Raw genomic sequence first — 15,144 nt, 5'->3', positions numbered from 1 at the left:
GTGCAGGCCTGGGCCGAGAGCGACCGGGCCGACCACCTCGAGCGCGGCCTCGACCAGGACGCCGTGCTGGCCGAGGTCGACGCCGCCCGCGACGAGCTGGACACCGCCTGGCGTCCCCTCGCCCACCGCTTCGCCGAGCTAGCGGGGGCGCGCCGATGACCACCGCGGGACAGCTGGTCCGCCTCGGCTTCCAGGACGGTCAGGGCTCGCTGGCCGGGATCGCCCGGCTGGGTGACGCCGGGGTCGCGCTCACCGCGCACCTGGCGGCCTCGGCCGATCCCGACGCCGCCCTGGCCGGGCTGCTGCGGCTGGCCGACGAGGTCGGGGCCCACGAGGCAGAGGACCGCGAGGCGATGCTGGCCGAGGTCGCCGACGACGAGGGCACCGCGATGCGGCTCTGCTCGGTGCTGGGGGCCAGTGCGGCCCTGGCCACTCACCTCGCGCGCCACCCCGAGCACTGGCGGGAGCTCACGGACCCGACCCTGGGCACCACGCGGGCCGCGGCCTACGCGGTGCGCGAGTCGTTGCTGCGCGCCGTCGGGGCCGACCCGCACGACACCGCACCGGTGGCCGGGATGCCGGACGCGGAGGCGGTGGACGCGCTGCGCGTCGAGTACCGCCGGATCCTGCTCCGCCTGGCCGCACGCGACCTCGCCCACCACGTCGGCGTCGACGATGCGGCCGCCGAGATCGCCGACCTCGCCGCCGGCACCCTGGAGGCCGCGCTCGCGGTGGCCCGGGCCCGGGTGGGGGAGAGCGCCGCGACGGCCCGCCTCGCGGTGGTCGCGATGGGCAAGTGCGGTGGCCACGAGCTCAACTACGTCTCCGACGTGGACGTCGTCTACGTCTTCGAGCCCGCCGAGGGGGCGGATGAGTCGCAGGCCCTGCGGGCCGCCACCCAGCTCGCCTCACACCTGATGCGGATCTGCTCCGACCACACCGCCGAGGGCACGATCTGGCCCGTCGACGCCAACCTGCGCCCGGAGGGCGCCGCGGGGCCGCTGGTCCGTACCCTCGCCAGCCACCGCGGCTACTACGAGAAGTGGGCGAAGACCTGGGAGTTCCAGGCCCTCCTCAAGGCCCGCCCCGTCGCCGGCGACCTGGCGCTGGGCCAGGAGTACGTCGAGATGATCGCGCCGATGGTCTGGTCGGCCGCCGAGCGCCAGGGCTTCGTCGCCGACGTGCAGGCCATGCGCCGCCGGGTCGTCGACCACATCCCCGCCCACGAGGCCGAGCGGCAGCTCAAGCTGGGCTCGGGTGGCCTGCGCGACGTCGAGTTCGCCGTCCAGCTGCTCCAGCTCGTGCACGGCCGGGCCGACCCGAGCCTGCGCTCGGGGGCCACCCTGAGCGCGCTGGACCAGCTGACCCGCGGGGGGTACGTCGGCCGCGAGGACGGTGAGGCGCTCCACGAGGCCTACTGCTTCCTGCGCACCCTCGAGCACCGCATCCAGCTCCACCAGCTGCGGCGGACCCACGTCGTGCCCGACGACGAGGGGGCGCTGCGCCGGCTGGGCCGCTCCCTCGGTCTCTACTCCGAGCCGGTCGTCCAGCTCGACAAGCAGTGGCGCTACCACCGCCGCGAGGTGCGCCGCCTGCACGAGAAGCTCTTCTACCGCCCGCTGCTCGCCGCGGTCGCCAAGCTTCCCGGCCAGGACGCCCGGCTGTCCCTGGACGCCGCGCAGGAGCGGCTGTCCGCGCTGGGCTACCTGGACCCGCGTGCCGCGCTGCGGCACCTCGAGGCGCTCACGAGCGGGGTCTCGCGCACCTCGGACATCCAGCGGACCCTGCTGCCGGTGATGCTCGAGTGGTTCGCCGACGCTCCTGACCCCGACGCGGGCCTGTTCGGCTTCCGTCGGATCAGCGACAGCCTCGGCACCTCGCCGTGGTACCTCAAGATGCTGCGCGACGAGGGCCAGGTCGCCCAGCGGCTGGCCGTCGTGCTGGGGACGTCCCGCTACGCCACCGACCTCCTCGAGCGCGAGCCGCAGGGCGTCCGGATGCTGGGGGAGTCCCTCGCCCCGCTGTCCGCCGAGGCGCTCACCGCCGAGATGCTGGCGCTCGCCGGCCGCCACGAGCAGCCGGAGACGGCGGTGCGGGCGGTGCGTGCCGTCCGCCGCCGTGAGCTGTTCCGGATCGCCTGCGGCGAGCTGTTCGAGGAGATCGACGTCGCCGACGTCGGCAAGGGCCTGTCACGGCTCACCGACGCGACGCTCGAGGCGACGCTGCGCGTGGCGATGGAGTCGGTGCGCGTGCAGCGGTCCCTCGCCGCGCAGCCGACCAGGATGGCGGTCGTCGCGATGGGTCGCTACGGCGGCTTCGAGCTGTCCTACGGCAGCGACGCCGACGTCATGTTCGTGCACGACCCGGTTCCCGGCACCGAGCCGCAGGTCGCGGCGTCGTACGCCCAGGCGGTGGTGGGTGAGCTGCGGCGACTGCTCTCGATGCCCGCCACCGACCCGCCGCTCGAGGTCGACGCCGACCTGCGGCCCGAGGGCAGGCAGGGGCCGCTGGTGCGGACCCTCGAGTCGTACGCCGCGTACTACGCCAAGTGGTCGCACGTGTGGGAGTTCCAGGCACTGCTGCGTGCCGACGCGGTCGTGGGGGACGAGGGCCTGCGCGCCCGCTTCACCGCGCTGATCGACCCGCTCCGCTTCCCCGAGGACGGGATCAGCGCGGACGACATCGTGGAGGTGCGCCGCATCAAGGCCCGGGTGGACGACGAGCGGCTGCCGCGTGGGGCCGACCCGCACACCCACCTCAAGCTGGGCCGCGGCGGGCTCGCCGACGTCGAGTGGACCGTCCAGCTGCTCCAGATGCGTCACGCCGGACGGGTGGCGGGACTGCGGACGCCGCAGACGCTCGAGGCGCTCTCGGCGGCGGTGGAGGCCGACCTCGTCGACGCCGGGGACGCCGACACGCTGGCGGCATCGTGGCGGCTGGTGAGCCGCGTCCGCAACGCGGTGACCCTGGTGCGCGGCAAGCCGGCCGAGCAGCTCCCGCGGGACGCGCGCGAGAAGGCGGCGGTCGCGGCCGTGCTCGGCTACGCACCGGGGGAGTCGGACCGCATGCTCAACGACTACCTGCGCACCACCCGGCGGGCGCACGCGGTCGTCGAGAAGGTCTTCTGGGAGTGAGCGGCGCGTCCGACCTGAAATGAAGAACATCACTTCACTCGCAAATATGTGAAGTGATAACCTTCTTTTCAGCGAGGTGAAGCCATGACAGCGACGACGCTCATCGGGGACCTGATCGGGTCGCGCGGCAGCACCGACCGCCGTGCCCTGCACCGGACCTTCGCAGCCGTGCTCGACCGGGTCAACGCCGAGCTGGGTCCGCCCACCCCGGTGCGCATGCAGGTCGGCGACGAGTACCAGGGCGTCTTCGCCTCCCTCGGCGACGCCCTGCACGCCTCGTTGACGGTGCGGCTGGCGCTGCTGCCCGACGCGGACGTGCGCCACGGGATCGGCCGCGGCCGCATCGAGGTCCTCAGCGAGGAGCCGCGCGTGGAGGACGGTCCGGGGTGGTGGGCGGCCCGGGCCGCGATCGGTCGCGTCGAGGGGGCCGAGCGTCGCCCGGGGGTGCGGTCGCTGCGCACGGCGTACGTCGCAAGCCCGGACAGCGCCGGCGTCGACCCGGCCGCGAGCAGCGAGGAGGCGGCCGTCAACGCCGCCCTCGTGCTGCGCGACCACCTGGTCAGCAGCCTGTCGGGGCGCTCGGTGTCGGTGCTGCGTGGTCTGCTGGACGGAGAGTCGCAGCGCGACCTCGCCGACCGGCTCGGGATCAGTCCCTCGGCCGTCTCCCAGCGGGTGCGCGCCGACGGCCTCGCGGCGATCCTCGCCGCCCACGACCTGACGAGGGGGATGCCATGAGGGGGATGCCATGAGGAAGGTGCCATGAGCTGGATCGCGGTGCTGCTGATCGGCTGCGCGGTCGCCGACCTCGCCCACTCCGTGCGTCCGGTCCGGATCGTCCCCGAGGCCTGCGGCGCGATCCTCGCCGTCCTCGTCGGCCTGCTGGCCGGCCTCACCGAGCCCCTCGACGTGCTCGCGCTGCTGGTGATCGCCGGCCTCGTCGTGGCTTGGGGCCAGACCGTGACCCACGGCTTCGCGCACCGGATCCCGGTGTGGGTGCCGCTGCTCGTCCTCGGCGGCGGACTGGGGCTGGCCGTCCTGGTCTCCGGTGCGGCGAGCCCGGCGGGCGGGCCGTGGGCGTCGTGGCTGGAGGGCAGCGGGCTGCCCGGCCTCGCCGACCTGGACCCCGACCGAGCCCTGCTGCTGCTCGGTGCGTTCCTGGTGCAGCTGAGCACCGGCAACGTGATCGTGCGGCTGGTGCTCGCCGCGACCGGGACGGCCGACCCCGACGAGCACGGCTCGATCGAGGCCGACCCGTCCGCGGTGCGGCTCAAGGGCGGCCGCCTGCTGGGCCCCATGGAGCGGGTCTTCATCCTGGCCCTGGCGCTCGCCGGTCAGATCACCGCCGCGTCCATCGTGGTCGCGGCCAAGGGGCTGCTGCGCTTCCCCGAGCTGTCCTCGCGCGGCGAGCAGGAGCGCATCCACCAGCTGACGGAGTACTTCCTGGTCGGCAGCTTCATCAGCTGGCTGGTCGCGCTGGGCTGCCTGGCGCTGCTCAGCGGCGCGTGACCTGCACGACCGTCGGGCGCGGCCCGGCGAACTGACCCCGGCGCGGGGTGCCGCCGGCGCCCACGAAGTCGGGGAAGTACGACTGCTGGGCCGCCCACGAGCCGTCCTCGCCGGGGTGCTGCACGGCCACGAAGACCGAGCCGTCCCGGTCGTGGATCACAGGTCCGCAGGTCTCGGCACCGGTGGGCACCGCGAGGAACTGCTGGACCCGGCCGCGCTCGGCACCCGCGACCGGCACCTTGAAGAGGCCGTCGGACTTCTTGATCGCGCTCGGCTGGCCGTCGGTGGAGATCCACAGGTTGCCGACCGAGTCGAAGGCGACGTTGTCGGGGCAGGAGATCGGCGACACCGGTCCGGTGTACCCGCCGAAGTAGGTGCCCGCGGAGGCCTCGTCGCCGCAGATGAGGAAGAGGTTCCAGGCGAAGGTCGCGGCCGTGTGGTCGCCGCCGGTCGGCATCATCTCGACGACGTGGCCGTCCTTGTTGGCGTTGCGCGGGTTGGGCTCGGTGGGGCCCTCCTTGCCGACCTTGCCGCGGTCGGTGTTGTTGGTGCACGCGACGTAGATGAACCCGTTGACGTAGCTGGGCTGCACGTCCTCGGGGCGGTCCATCTTGGTCGGCTGGACCTTGTCGGCGGCGAGGCGCGTGAAGACGAGCACCTGCTCGGTGGTCATGCCGGGCACGACCGACTCGCCGTCGACGGTCAGCGGCAGCCACTCGCCGGTGCCGTCGCTGACGCCGTCGGCGAGACCGTCGCCGGTGAAGCGCGCCACCGACAGGTCGCCGGCCGAGAGCAGGGTCTTGTTGTGCGCGCGGTCCCGCTTGGACCCCCCGGCGCGGTAGGTGTCGCGGGAGACGAAGCGGTAGACGTAGTCGAAGCGCTCGTCGTCGCCCATGTAGGCCACGACCTTGCCGTCGCGGTTGACGATGACGTTGGCGCCCTCGTGCTTGAAACGGCCCATCGCGGTGTGCTTGACGGGGGTGGAGCGCGGGTCCTCGGGGTCGACCTCGACCACCCACCCGAAGCGGTTCGGCTCGTGCGGGTTCTTCGTCGCGTCCCAGCGGTCGTCGTACAGGCGCCACTGGCGCGAGTCCTGCTTCCCGAGGCCGTAGCGACTCTGCTCGGCGGTCGGGGCCTGGGCGTCGGTGTCGAGGAAGAAGTACTGGTTGAAGTTCTCCTCGCCGGACAGCACCGTGCCCCACGGCGTCGTGCCGCCGGAGCAGTTGTTCATGGTGCCGCGCACCCGGGTGCCGGTGGGGTCCTCGGCGGTTCGCAGCAGCGGGGAACCGGCCGCCGGGCCGTCAACGGCGAAGACGGTGTCGAGGGTGATCCGGCGGTTGAGGCGACCCGTGCGCTCGTACGTCCACGGCTCACCGGCGTGCTTGCGGCGCAGCTCGACGACGGACATCCCGTGGGCGGCCCACGCGGTGCGCGCGACCTCCTCGGCCGGCATCGTCGGTGGGAACATGATGCCTTCGTTGGTGTACTCGTGGTTGGCCACGAGGAGCGCGCGGGTGCCCTTGCGGTCGGTCACGATGATGTCGAGGTAGTCGCAGTTGTAGCCGAACTGCTGGGCCTGCGCCTCGTGGCCCTGCGCGTCCTGGTCGAACGCGGGCGCGCCGGGGGTGATCGGGTCGCCCCACCGGATGATCGGGTCCCAGCGGAAGCCGCTCGGCACGGTGACGTCGTCGACGGTGGTCGCGACGGGGCCGATGGCGTCGAACGCGAGACCGGTACGGGCGGGACCACGGCCGGCGCCTGTGCCGGTGCCCGGGGTGGCGAGGGCGCGACCTGTCGACTGCGGCGCGAAGGCGACGGTGGCGGCGCCGAGGGCGGCTGCGCCCAGGACGGTACGACGCGACAGCGCCGTGGCGGCGACGTCGCGGAAGTAGCCGGTCTCGGTGGTGTTGGGCACCTCCCTGAAGCAGGCGTCGCCGCACCGCAGGTGACAGGTGACGGCGCTGCGGTTGGCGTGCGTGTGGCCGGCCATGGGCAGCAGGCGGCCGGGGGACTGGGGGGTGAGGGTCATCGATCGCTCCTGGTGGGTCGGGCACGGCAGGTGCAGGCGGGGCCTGCGGAAGCTGGTCGGGCACTGCGTGAGTGCCCGCGGACAGGAGCCAACCGGTCCCGTCTGGCCGGACGGTGACGTCCGTGTGAACAGCGGCTGATGGGAGGATGCGACGGTGACGACCCGCCCCGACGACGCCTCCTTCGCCGACCGCTTCCGTGCCGCCGCCCGCTCCTGCGAGCGGACGGTCTTCTGGCGGTTGACCCGCCCCGCCGACGACTTCACCAGGCTCGCCGCGGCCTGCGAGGAGCTGGGGATCGAGGAGTGGGACGGCTACGGCTCCCGCGGCGCGGTCAGCGAGCTCGAGGGGCAGGTCGCCGCGCTGCTCGGCAAGCCGGCCGCACTCTTCGTGCCGAGCGGCACGCTGGCCCAGCAGGCCGTGCTGCGGATCTGGTGCGACCGGTCGGGAAGTCGCCGGGTGGCGCTGCCCGACCTGTCCCACCTCGTCCACCACGAGGAGGACGGGCCGCGGCGGCTGCACGGGCTCGAGTGGGAGTTCCTCACCACCGGCCGACGCACGCCGGTCGCCGCCGACCTCGAGGCGCTCCCGGGCCGGCTCGGGGCGGCACTCACCGAGCTCCCGCTGCGCGACGCGGGCTGCCTGCTGCCGTCGTGGGACGACCTGGTCGGGCTGTCCACGGCGGCCCGGCAGGGCGGCGTGCCGCTGCACCTCGACGGGGCACGGCTGTGGGAGTCCCAGCCGTTCTACGACCGGCCGCTCGAGGAGATCGCGGCACTGTTCGACAGCATCTACGTGTCGTTCTACAAGGGCCTCGGGGCCCAGGCCGGCGCCTGCGTCGCCGCCGAGACGGACGTCATCGACGAGCTGCGGTCGTGGCGCAAGCGGATGGGCGGCACGCTCTTCACCATGACGCCGTACGCCGTGGGTGGGCTTCTCGGCCTGCGCGAGGAGCTGCCGCGGATGGGGGAGTACGCCGCGTGGGCGCGGTCGCTGGCCGCGGCCCTGCCTGCGAGAGGAATCCGCGTGCACCCGGCGGTGCCGGGCATGTGCACGTTCGAGGTGTACGCCGACGGCGTGGCCGAGGAGGTCAACGAGCGGCTGGTGGCCTTCATGGAGGCCGAGCACACGATGCTGTGCGGGCCGTTCCGGCAGACCGACGACCCGGGCACGGTGGTGGCCGAGCTGGCCTGCTACGCCGCGGCCACCGAGCACGACCCCGAGGTGGTGGCCGACTGGCTGGCCCGCGTCGTGGGCGCCTGACGGCAGGTCCCGAAATGGCCGCTGGGACCTGAGTCACCTCGTGACTCAGGTCCCAGCGGGGACACGCAGGGTGCTGCGATCAGCCGTTGACCGCGGTCTTGAACGCGGCGCCGGCCTTGAACGCGGGGGCCTTGCTGGCCGCGATCTCCATGGTCGCGCCGGTCTGCGGGTTGCGGCCGGTGCGGGCCGAACGCTCGCGCGACTCGAACGTGCCGAAGCCGGGGAGGGTGACCTTCTCGCCCTTGGCCACGGTCGAGGTGATCGAGGTGATCACGGCCTCGAGGGCCTTGTCGGCCTGCGCGTTGGTCAGGTCGGCGTGCTGGGCGATGGCGTCGCGAAGCTCGGTCTTGTTCACGTGTATTGCTCCTTGTTCGATCCTTGGATTTCACTCCACCCAACAGGATCCGGGGGTTGATCCCCAAACCCGGCTACGTCTGGGCGTCGTGCTCGGTGAGCCACGCTATAGGCACACCGGCGCTGGTGGTGGCACCGAGGGGCCGCGTCACGGTCCGATCCGGTCCCGCCGGGACGCCCGCGGGCCCCGGCTCGCACGGCCCACCAGGACCGGCAGGACGACCAGCAGGAGCACTGCCGCGGTGAGCACCGCGCCGCCGGCGACCCAGCCGGCGACGCGGCCGAGGACCACGTCGAACACCATCGAGGTGACGCCGGCGATGAGCAGAGCGACCGCGGCGAGCAGCACCTGGGACACCGGCTGGGCGGTCCCGACCAGCCACTCCTTGACCCCGTCGCCGAAGAGTCGTCGGTGCACCGCGACGGGCACCAGCATCATCAGGGTGGTCAGCCCGGCCAACGAGAGGACGCACAGGTACTGCGTCCGCTGGTAGTGGTCCAGCTCGGCGAAGGCGCTCTGGAAGGGGAGGGTGACCAGGAAGCMGGCCAGCAGCTGGACCCCTGTCTGCATGACACGCAGCTCCTGCAGCAGGTCGTCCCAGTTGCGGTCGAGCTGCTCGTCGCGGGTCTCGTGACGGCCTCGGGTGGTCGGCTCGGGTCCTTCGGTCATCCCTCAACGTACCTGCGCCGACCACCGCCGTGCCRGACGGGATTCGGTGACGTCCGTCGGGGGCTGGCGGGCCCTATGGCCCTAGGGCGTCGGGACCCCCGGGCGGCACCGTGGGGACGAGGACCCACCCTCGAGACTCGGAGATCCGCCATGCCCGACCAGAAGGCACGACCCGTCCTCGTCGCCGTCGGGCACGACCCGATGGACGCGGCCCTGGAGTACGCGACCGAGGTGGCGGTCCGCGAGCGGTGCGGACTGCACCTGCTCCACGTCCTGCACCACGTCGCCGAGGGCCCCGAGATGGTGCTGGTCGACATCGTGGACCTCGAGCACGCCGCCCGGGCTGTCCTGGGAGCGGCCAGGACCCTGGCGCGTGACCTGCTCCCGGAGGACCTTCCCGTCACCACCCAGCTGGTGTGGGGCGGACCGGTGCCCTCCATCGTCGCGGCGTCCGAGCAGTGCCGGATGGTGGTCCTCCAGCGCCGACCGCTCGCGCGGGTGCTGAGGGTGGTCACCCGGTCGACCTCCAGCGGCGTGGCCGCGCACGCGCACGTACCGGTCGTGTCGGTACCGGCCGCGTGGAGGCCCCGCGAGGACGACGTCCCGACGGTCGCCGTCGGGGTGGACATCCCCGAGCGCGCCGAGCAGGTGCTGCGGGCGGCCGTCCACGAGGCCCGGGCGCGCGGCGCCAGGTTGCGCGTGGTGCACACCTGGGCCTACCCCGGGGCGTACGACGACATCATCGTGTCGCGGATCGAGCACGAGCAGTGGACCGAGCGTGCCACCGACGACATCCGCACCGCGCTCGCGGCGCTCGGCGACGAGGCCGAGGGCCTCACGGTCGTGATCGAGGCGCGGCACGCCCACGCGGGTGACGCGCTGATCCGGGCCGCCCGCACCTCCGACGTCCTGGTCATCGGGCGGCACGACCCGCTCGTGCCGGCCGGGTCCCACCTGGGACCGGTGGCGAGGGCAGTCCTGCGCGAGGCCAGGTGCCCGGTGCTGCTGGCCGACCCACGGCCGCGGCACCACTGGGGTGCCGGGCACCAGCACGCCGACGTGGTCTGAGGGGCCAGCGGTCCCGCGATGGTCTAGATTGCGCTCCCGTGAGTGCCCAGGCCCCTTCCGCAGTCATCCTGATCCGCGCCGAACGGTTCACCCCCAACCCGGCGACGGCCGCCGACAACGCCTTCCAGGCCGACGCGCCCCTCGGGCAGAGCGACGACGACACCGCGGCGCGGGCCCTGGCCGAGATGGACGCCCTGGCCGAGGCCCTCCGGGCCGCCGGTGTGAGGGTGCACGTGTTCGCCGACGAGGACCACACGCGCCCCGACAGCGTCTTTCCCAACAACTGGCTCTCCACCCACGCGGGGGGCATGGTCGCCGTCTACCCGATGTACGCCTCCAACCGACGCCACGAGCGTCGCGCCGACGTGCTCGAGATGCTCAAGTCGTCGTACCGCGTGCAGACGATCGTCGACTACTCGGGCCTCGAGCCCGACGGCATCTTCCTCGAGGGGACGGGCGCGATGGTGCTCGACCACGTGTCCCGGGTGGCCTACACGGCGCGCAGCTACCGGGCCGACACCCACGTCCTCGAGCGCTTCTGCACCGACTTCGGCTACGAGCCGATGGCCTTCGACGCGGTCGACTCGACGGGCGTGCCGGTCTACCACACCAACGTCATCGCCTGCATCGGCACCGAGGTCGCCCTGATCGCCCTCGAGATGATCCCCGACCCGGACCGGCGGGCCCAGGTCCGTGAGCGCCTCTCGGTCAACGGGCGGACCGTCGTGGAGCTGACCGAGGACCAGATCCGCGAGTTCGCCGGCAACGCCGTCGAGCTGTGCGGGCGTACGCCGCAGGGCCGGCGCCGCTACATCATGGCCATGTCGGCGCGCGCGTGCGGCAGCCTCCGTCCCGACCAGGTCGCGGCGATCGAGGAGTCCTGCGAGATCGTCGCCGTGGACATCCCGACCATCGAGCTCGCCGGCGGCTCGGTGCGCTGCATGATCGCGGGGGTGCACCTCGACCGTCGGCCGAGCGCCGAGCCGGAGCTCACCGAGGCCGTCGAGGCCATCAACGAGGACGCCGGGACCCTCGACGGCAGCGACCTCATCCGGGCCGACGAGAAGGCCGACGCCTAGCCGTAGGCGGCGACGAGCTGGGCCTCCGCCGCGTCGAGGTAGCCCGCCATCGCGGACTCGGCGCCGGTGAGGTCCCCGGCGGCGAGCAGCTCGAGGATCCTCCGGTTGCCCGGCAGGTAGGCCTCGTGGAAGGCCTGCGGTGCGGCCATGACGTGGAAGACCAGCCGGAGCTCGGCGAGCAGGTGTCCCATCGCCTCGTCCACCCGGGGGCTCTCCGCGAGAGCGGAGACCGCCTGGTGGAAGTGCATGTTGGCCGTGCCCACGGCCAGCCACTGCCCGCGGGCGGCGGCGGCCTCGCCCTCCTCGACGGCGTCCCGGGCCGGTTCCAGCAGCCGGTTCCAGCGGCCGGTGCCGAGCTCGTCGGGGGCGTAGCGCTCGGCGGCCCGCCGGACGGCGCCGCACTCCAGGATGCGGCGCAGCTGGTAGAGGTCGTGGACGTCCTCCACCGTGAGCTTGCGGACGAAGACGCCGCGATTGAACTCGTGCACCAGCAGGCGCTCGTGCCCGAGCAGCCGGAACGCCTCGCGCAGGGTGTTGCGCGAGACCCCCAGTGCGGCGCCGATGTCCTCCTCGGACAGGCGGGTGCCCGGGGCGAGGCTGCCCTCGGTGATGCGGGTCCGGAGCACGTCGGCGACCCGACCCGCGGTGCTGGCGCGGCCCAGCCGGGATCGTTCGGCGCCGAGCTCGTCGAGCCAGTCTGTGTTCGTCACACCAGTCACAATATCTGACAGGGGTATTGACGGATTGTTGAACAATCCGTCACTCTGATGTGACGGGGACCACCTCCCGACCGCATCATTCGGGACCGACAGATGGGTGAGCCATGACCGACGACCAGACCAGCGAGAGCAGGACCGGCCGGACCAGTCCGCCGCAGGAGTCCCCGACGGCGAGGCCCGGCGGCACTGCCCGCGGAGCCCTGCTGGGCGCGATGTTCCTGATGGCCACGAGCGCCATCGGCCCCGGCTTCATCACCCAGACCACCGTCTTCACCGCCGAGCTCGGTGCCGCGTTCGCCTTTGCGATCCTGGTGTCCATCCTCGTCGACATCGCCGTCCAGCTGAACGTGTGGCGGGTCGTCGGAGTGTCCGGGATGCGTGCTCAGGAGCTGGCCAACACGGTGCTCCCGGGAGCCGGCTACGTGTTGTCCGCCCTCGTGGTGCTCGGCGGCCTGGTGTTCAACATCGGCAACATCGGCGGCACGGCGCTGGGCGCCAACGCCATGCTCGGGATCGACGTCAAGATCGGCGGCGCCATCTCCGCGGCGATCGCGATCGGGATCTTCCTCAGCAAGCGGGCCGGCATCGCGATGGACCGCATCGTGGTGGTGCTCGGCGTCCTGATGATCGCCATGGTGCTGTACGCCGCCATCGTCTCCGGCCCGCCCGTCGGTGAGGCGCTGCGCCAGACCGTGCTGCCCGACGAGGTCGACTTCCTCATCATCACCACCCTGATCGGCGGCACCGTGGGTGGCTACATCACCTACGCCGGGGCCCACCGGCTGGTCGACTCGGGCATCACCGGTCCCGACCACGTCCGCGACATCACCCGCGGGTCGGTGACCGGCATCGTGGTGACCGGCGTGATGCGCGCCCTGCTGTTCCTCGCCGTGCTGGGCGTCGTCGCCGGCGGCGTGACGCTGGCCGCGGACAACCCGCCCGCCTCCGCCTTCCAGGCAGCACTGGGCGACGTGGGGGTGCGCGTCTTCGGCATCATCCTGTGGGCCGCGAGCATCACCTCGGTGATCGGCGCCTCGTACACCTCGGTGTCGTTCCTCGCCGGCTTCTCCAAGCGTCTGGAGGCCAGGCGCAACCTCATCACCGTCGGGTTCATCATCTTCTCGGCCGTGGTCTACCTTGCGCTCGGCAAGGCGCCCGTCACGCTGCTGGTCCTGGCCGGTGCCCTCAACGGACTGATCCTCCCGGTCGGCTTCGCCGTGATCCTGTGGGTCGCCGCGCGCCGGATGGACCTCCTCAACGGCTACCGGTACCCGAGGTGGCTGCTGGCCGTCGGGGCCCTCGTGTGGGTGCTCACCGTCTACCTCGGCTGGAACTCCCTCGAGGGCATCAAGGCACTGCTGTGATGGCCGCGCAGCGGATCGACCTCAACGCCGACCTGGCGGAGGGCTTCGGTGCCTGGACCCTCGGCGACGACGACGCGCTGCTCGAGGTCATCACCAGTGCCAACGTGGCGTGTGGCTTCCACGCGGGCGACCCGACGGTGCTGCGGCGCACCTGCGAGCGAGCCGCGGAGCGTGGCGTGGTGATCGGCGCCCAGGTCGGCTACCGCGACCTGGCGGGCTTCGGCCGGCGCTTCGTCGACATGGATCCCCAGGAGCTGACCAACGACGTGCTCTACCAGATCGGGGCCCTGGAGGCCTTCGCCCGGGTGGCCGGCACCCGGGTCGCCTACGTCAAGCCGCACGGCGCGCTCTACAACGCGATCGTGCACCACGAGGCGCAGGCCGAGGCCGTCGTCGAGGCCGTCGTGCGCTACGACCCGACGCTGCCGGTGCTCGGGCTGCCCGGCTCGGTGTGGCTGGCGGCGGCCGAGGGTGCCGGGCTCACGCCGGTGCCCGAGGCCTTCGCCGACCGCGCCTACACGCCGCAGGGCACCCTGGTCCCGCGGCGCGAGCCCGACGCCGTGCTCCACGACGTCGACGAGGTGGCCGAGCGCACCGTCCGGATGGTCACCCGGCAGGAGGTGGTGGCCGCCGACGGCTCGGTCGTCTCGGTGAGTGCCGGGTCGGTGTGCGTGCACGGGGACAGCCCGGGGGCGGTGGCCATGGCGACCGCCGTACGACGCGGGCTCGAGGAGGCGGGCGTCCGGCTGACCCCGTTCGCCGGGGGTGACGCCGCATGAGGCTGCTCCCGTGCGGCGACTCCGGGCTGCTCGTCGAACTGGCCGACCTCGACGCCGTGCTCGCGCTCTACGCCGAGCTGGTCGACGACCCGCCCGAGGGCGTCGTCGACCTGGTGCCGGCCGCCCGGACCCTGATGCTGCGCATCGACCCGACGACGTCCGACCCCGCCCGCGTCGGCCAGGCGGTCCGGGCCGCCGAGCCGCGGCCGGGCAACCGCCCCGACGCCGGCCGCCTGGAGGTGCCCGTCTCCTACGACGGCGAGGACCTCGCCGAGGTCGGTCGGCTGACCGGGCTGGGGGAGCGGGGCGTCKTCGAGGCGCACACGGCCCAGGAGTGGACGGTCGCGTTCTGCGGCTTCTCGCCCGGCTTCGGCTACCTCGTCGGCACCGACGACCGGTTGACCGTGCCGCGGCGCAGCGCCCCCCGCACCCGCGTCCCGGCCCGCGCCGTGGCGCTGGCCGGCGAGTTCARCGGGGTCTACCCCCGGGAGTCGCCCGGCGGCTGGCAGCTCATCGGCCACACCACCCTCCAGCCCTGGGTCCTCGACCGCGACCCCCCCGCCCTGCTGGTGCCCGGCGTCCGCGTCAGGTTCGTGGAGGCGTGATGCCGATCGGGAGCAGGACCGGGACGGCGACGTCCACGTGCCTGGAGGTGGTCACCCCCGGGGTGCTGACCACGGTGCAGGACCGGGGCCGCCCGGGCCTGGGCGCCCTGGGCGTCGGCCACTCCGGCGCCGCGGACGCCCCGGCCCTGTGCCTGGCCAACCGGATGCTCGGCAACCCGGAGTCCGCGGCCGCCCTGGAGGTGACCTTCGGGGGTCTGGAGCTCGTCGCCCACGGCAACGTCACCGTCACCCTGACCGGGGCCCCCTGCCCGGTGAGCGTGGACGGTCGCCAGGAGGGCGCCCACGGAGTGGTCTGGGTGCCCGACGGCGCGACGCTGCGCCTCGGGACGCCCCTCGCGGGCCTGCGCAGCTACCTGGGGGTGCGAGGAGGGATCGCGGTGCCGGCCCAGCTCGGCTCCCGGTCCGCGGACACCCTCGCCGCGCTCGGTCCGGCCCCGCTGGCCGCGGGCGACCGGCTGCCGGTGGGCGCCGCCGTGGCGCCGTTGCCCGGCGTCGACCTGGCGCCGGTGGCCGGGCCCGAGGAGGGCGACGTGACCCTGCGCGTCGTCGACGGGC

General features: G+C 73.3%; 13 protein-coding genes and 1 pseudogene. 10 read left to right on the top strand and 4 right to left on the bottom strand.

The features are described from left to right. Positions 1-155: 155 nt before the first annotated feature. From ACXJKL_RS03185 to ACXJKL_RS03175, 3 genes are all read left to right on the top strand, one after another. Positions 156-3,134 carry a bifunctional [glutamine synthetase] adenylyltransferase/[glutamine synthetase]-adenylyl-L-tyrosine phosphorylase gene (locus tag ACXJKL_RS03185; RefSeq protein WP_457205603.1) on the top strand — a complete coding sequence of 993 codons (2,979 nt, stop codon included), beginning with the start codon at positions 156-158 and terminating at the stop codon, positions 3,132-3,134. 84 nt (positions 3,135-3,218) lie between these two features. After that, a complete protein-coding gene (locus ACXJKL_RS03180) occupies positions 3,219-3,869 on the top strand; it encodes a SatD family protein (RefSeq protein WP_457205602.1) in 651 nt (216 codons plus the stop codon). Between the two features lie 24 nt (positions 3,870-3,893). Beyond that, positions 3,894-4,640 carry a hypothetical protein gene (locus ACXJKL_RS03175; RefSeq protein WP_457205601.1) on the top strand — a complete coding sequence of 249 codons (747 nt, stop codon included), beginning with the start codon at positions 3,894-3,896 and terminating at the stop codon, positions 4,638-4,640. Here ACXJKL_RS03175 and ACXJKL_RS03170 read toward each other — a convergent pair. Beyond that, positions 4,627-6,669 (bottom strand): PhoX family protein, encoded by a 2,043-nt coding sequence (locus ACXJKL_RS03170; protein WP_457205600.1) that lies wholly within the window; start codon positions 6,667-6,669, stop codon positions 4,627-4,629. The two genes, ACXJKL_RS03175 and ACXJKL_RS03170, sit on opposite strands and share 14 nt — an antisense overlap. Positions 6,670-6,823: 154 nt before the next feature. Here ACXJKL_RS03170 and ACXJKL_RS03165 point away from each other — a divergent pair, with 154 nt between their 5' ends. Next, complete coding sequence (locus tag ACXJKL_RS03165; protein ID WP_457205599.1) at positions 6,824-7,930, top strand: threonine aldolase family protein; 1,107 nt, start codon at positions 6,824-6,826, stop codon at positions 7,928-7,930. Between the two features lie 79 nt (positions 7,931-8,009). Here the strand turns inward: ACXJKL_RS03165 and ACXJKL_RS03160 are convergent, their stop codons facing one another. Together ACXJKL_RS03160 and ACXJKL_RS03155 are read right to left on the bottom strand one after the other, a co-directional pair. Further along, the gene (locus tag ACXJKL_RS03160; RefSeq protein ID WP_457205598.1) at positions 8,010-8,285 is read right to left on the bottom strand and encodes an HU family DNA-binding protein; all 276 of its coding nucleotides are present in this window, start codon (positions 8,283-8,285) and stop codon (positions 8,010-8,012) included. Between the two features lie 147 nt (positions 8,286-8,432). Further along, positions 8,433-8,954: a DUF6328 family protein gene (locus tag ACXJKL_RS03155; RefSeq protein WP_457205597.1), complete on the bottom strand. Its 522-nt coding sequence runs from the start codon at positions 8,952-8,954 to the stop codon at positions 8,433-8,435. Positions 8,955-9,104: 150 nt separating this feature from the next. On the opposite strand from ACXJKL_RS03155, the gene ACXJKL_RS03150 reads away from it, so the two are divergent. Beyond that, positions 9,105-10,022, top strand: coding sequence for a universal stress protein (locus tag ACXJKL_RS03150; protein WP_457205596.1), 918 nt, complete (start codon positions 9,105-9,107; stop codon positions 10,020-10,022). 38 nt (positions 10,023-10,060) lie between these two features. Beyond that, positions 10,061-11,101 (top strand): citrulline utilization hydrolase CtlX, encoded by a 1,041-nt coding sequence (ctlX, locus tag ACXJKL_RS03145; protein ID WP_457205595.1) that lies wholly within the window; start codon positions 10,061-10,063, stop codon positions 11,099-11,101. On the opposite strand, the gene ACXJKL_RS03140 is transcribed toward ctlX, so the two are convergent. Further along, on the bottom strand, positions 11,098-11,811 hold the full coding sequence (locus ACXJKL_RS03140) for a GntR family transcriptional regulator (RefSeq protein ID WP_457205594.1): 714 nt from the start codon (positions 11,809-11,811) through the stop codon (positions 11,098-11,100). The genes ctlX and ACXJKL_RS03140 overlap by 4 nt on opposite strands. A 113-nt stretch (positions 11,812-11,924) precedes the next feature. Between ACXJKL_RS03140 and ACXJKL_RS03135 the strand changes: the two genes are divergently transcribed. The 4 genes and pseudogenes from ACXJKL_RS03135 to ACXJKL_RS03120 all read left to right on the top strand — a co-directional run. After that, a complete protein-coding gene (locus ACXJKL_RS03135; protein WP_457205593.1) occupies positions 11,925-13,184 on the top strand; it encodes an NRAMP family divalent metal transporter in 1,260 nt (419 codons plus the stop codon). Beyond that, positions 13,184-13,963 carry a LamB/YcsF family protein gene (locus tag ACXJKL_RS03130; RefSeq protein WP_457205592.1) on the top strand — a complete coding sequence of 260 codons (780 nt, stop codon included), beginning with the start codon at positions 13,184-13,186 and terminating at the stop codon, positions 13,961-13,963. The genes ACXJKL_RS03135 and ACXJKL_RS03130 overlap by 1 nt, the downstream gene beginning before the upstream one ends. Then, on the top strand, positions 13,960-14,568 hold the full coding sequence (locus ACXJKL_RS03125) for a 5-oxoprolinase subunit B family protein (protein WP_457205591.1): 609 nt from the start codon (positions 13,960-13,962) through the stop codon (positions 14,566-14,568). The genes ACXJKL_RS03130 and ACXJKL_RS03125 overlap by 4 nt, the downstream gene beginning before the upstream one ends. After that, positions 14,568-15,144, top strand: a pseudogene (locus ACXJKL_RS03120) (allophanate hydrolase subunit 2 family protein); the annotation flags it as partial. The gene ACXJKL_RS03125 and the pseudogene ACXJKL_RS03120, both read left to right, overlap by 1 nt.

The sequence above is a fragment of the Nocardioides sp. P5_C9_2 genome (assembly GCF_054049555.1).
This window is presented reverse-complemented; position numbering and strand designations above follow the sequence as displayed.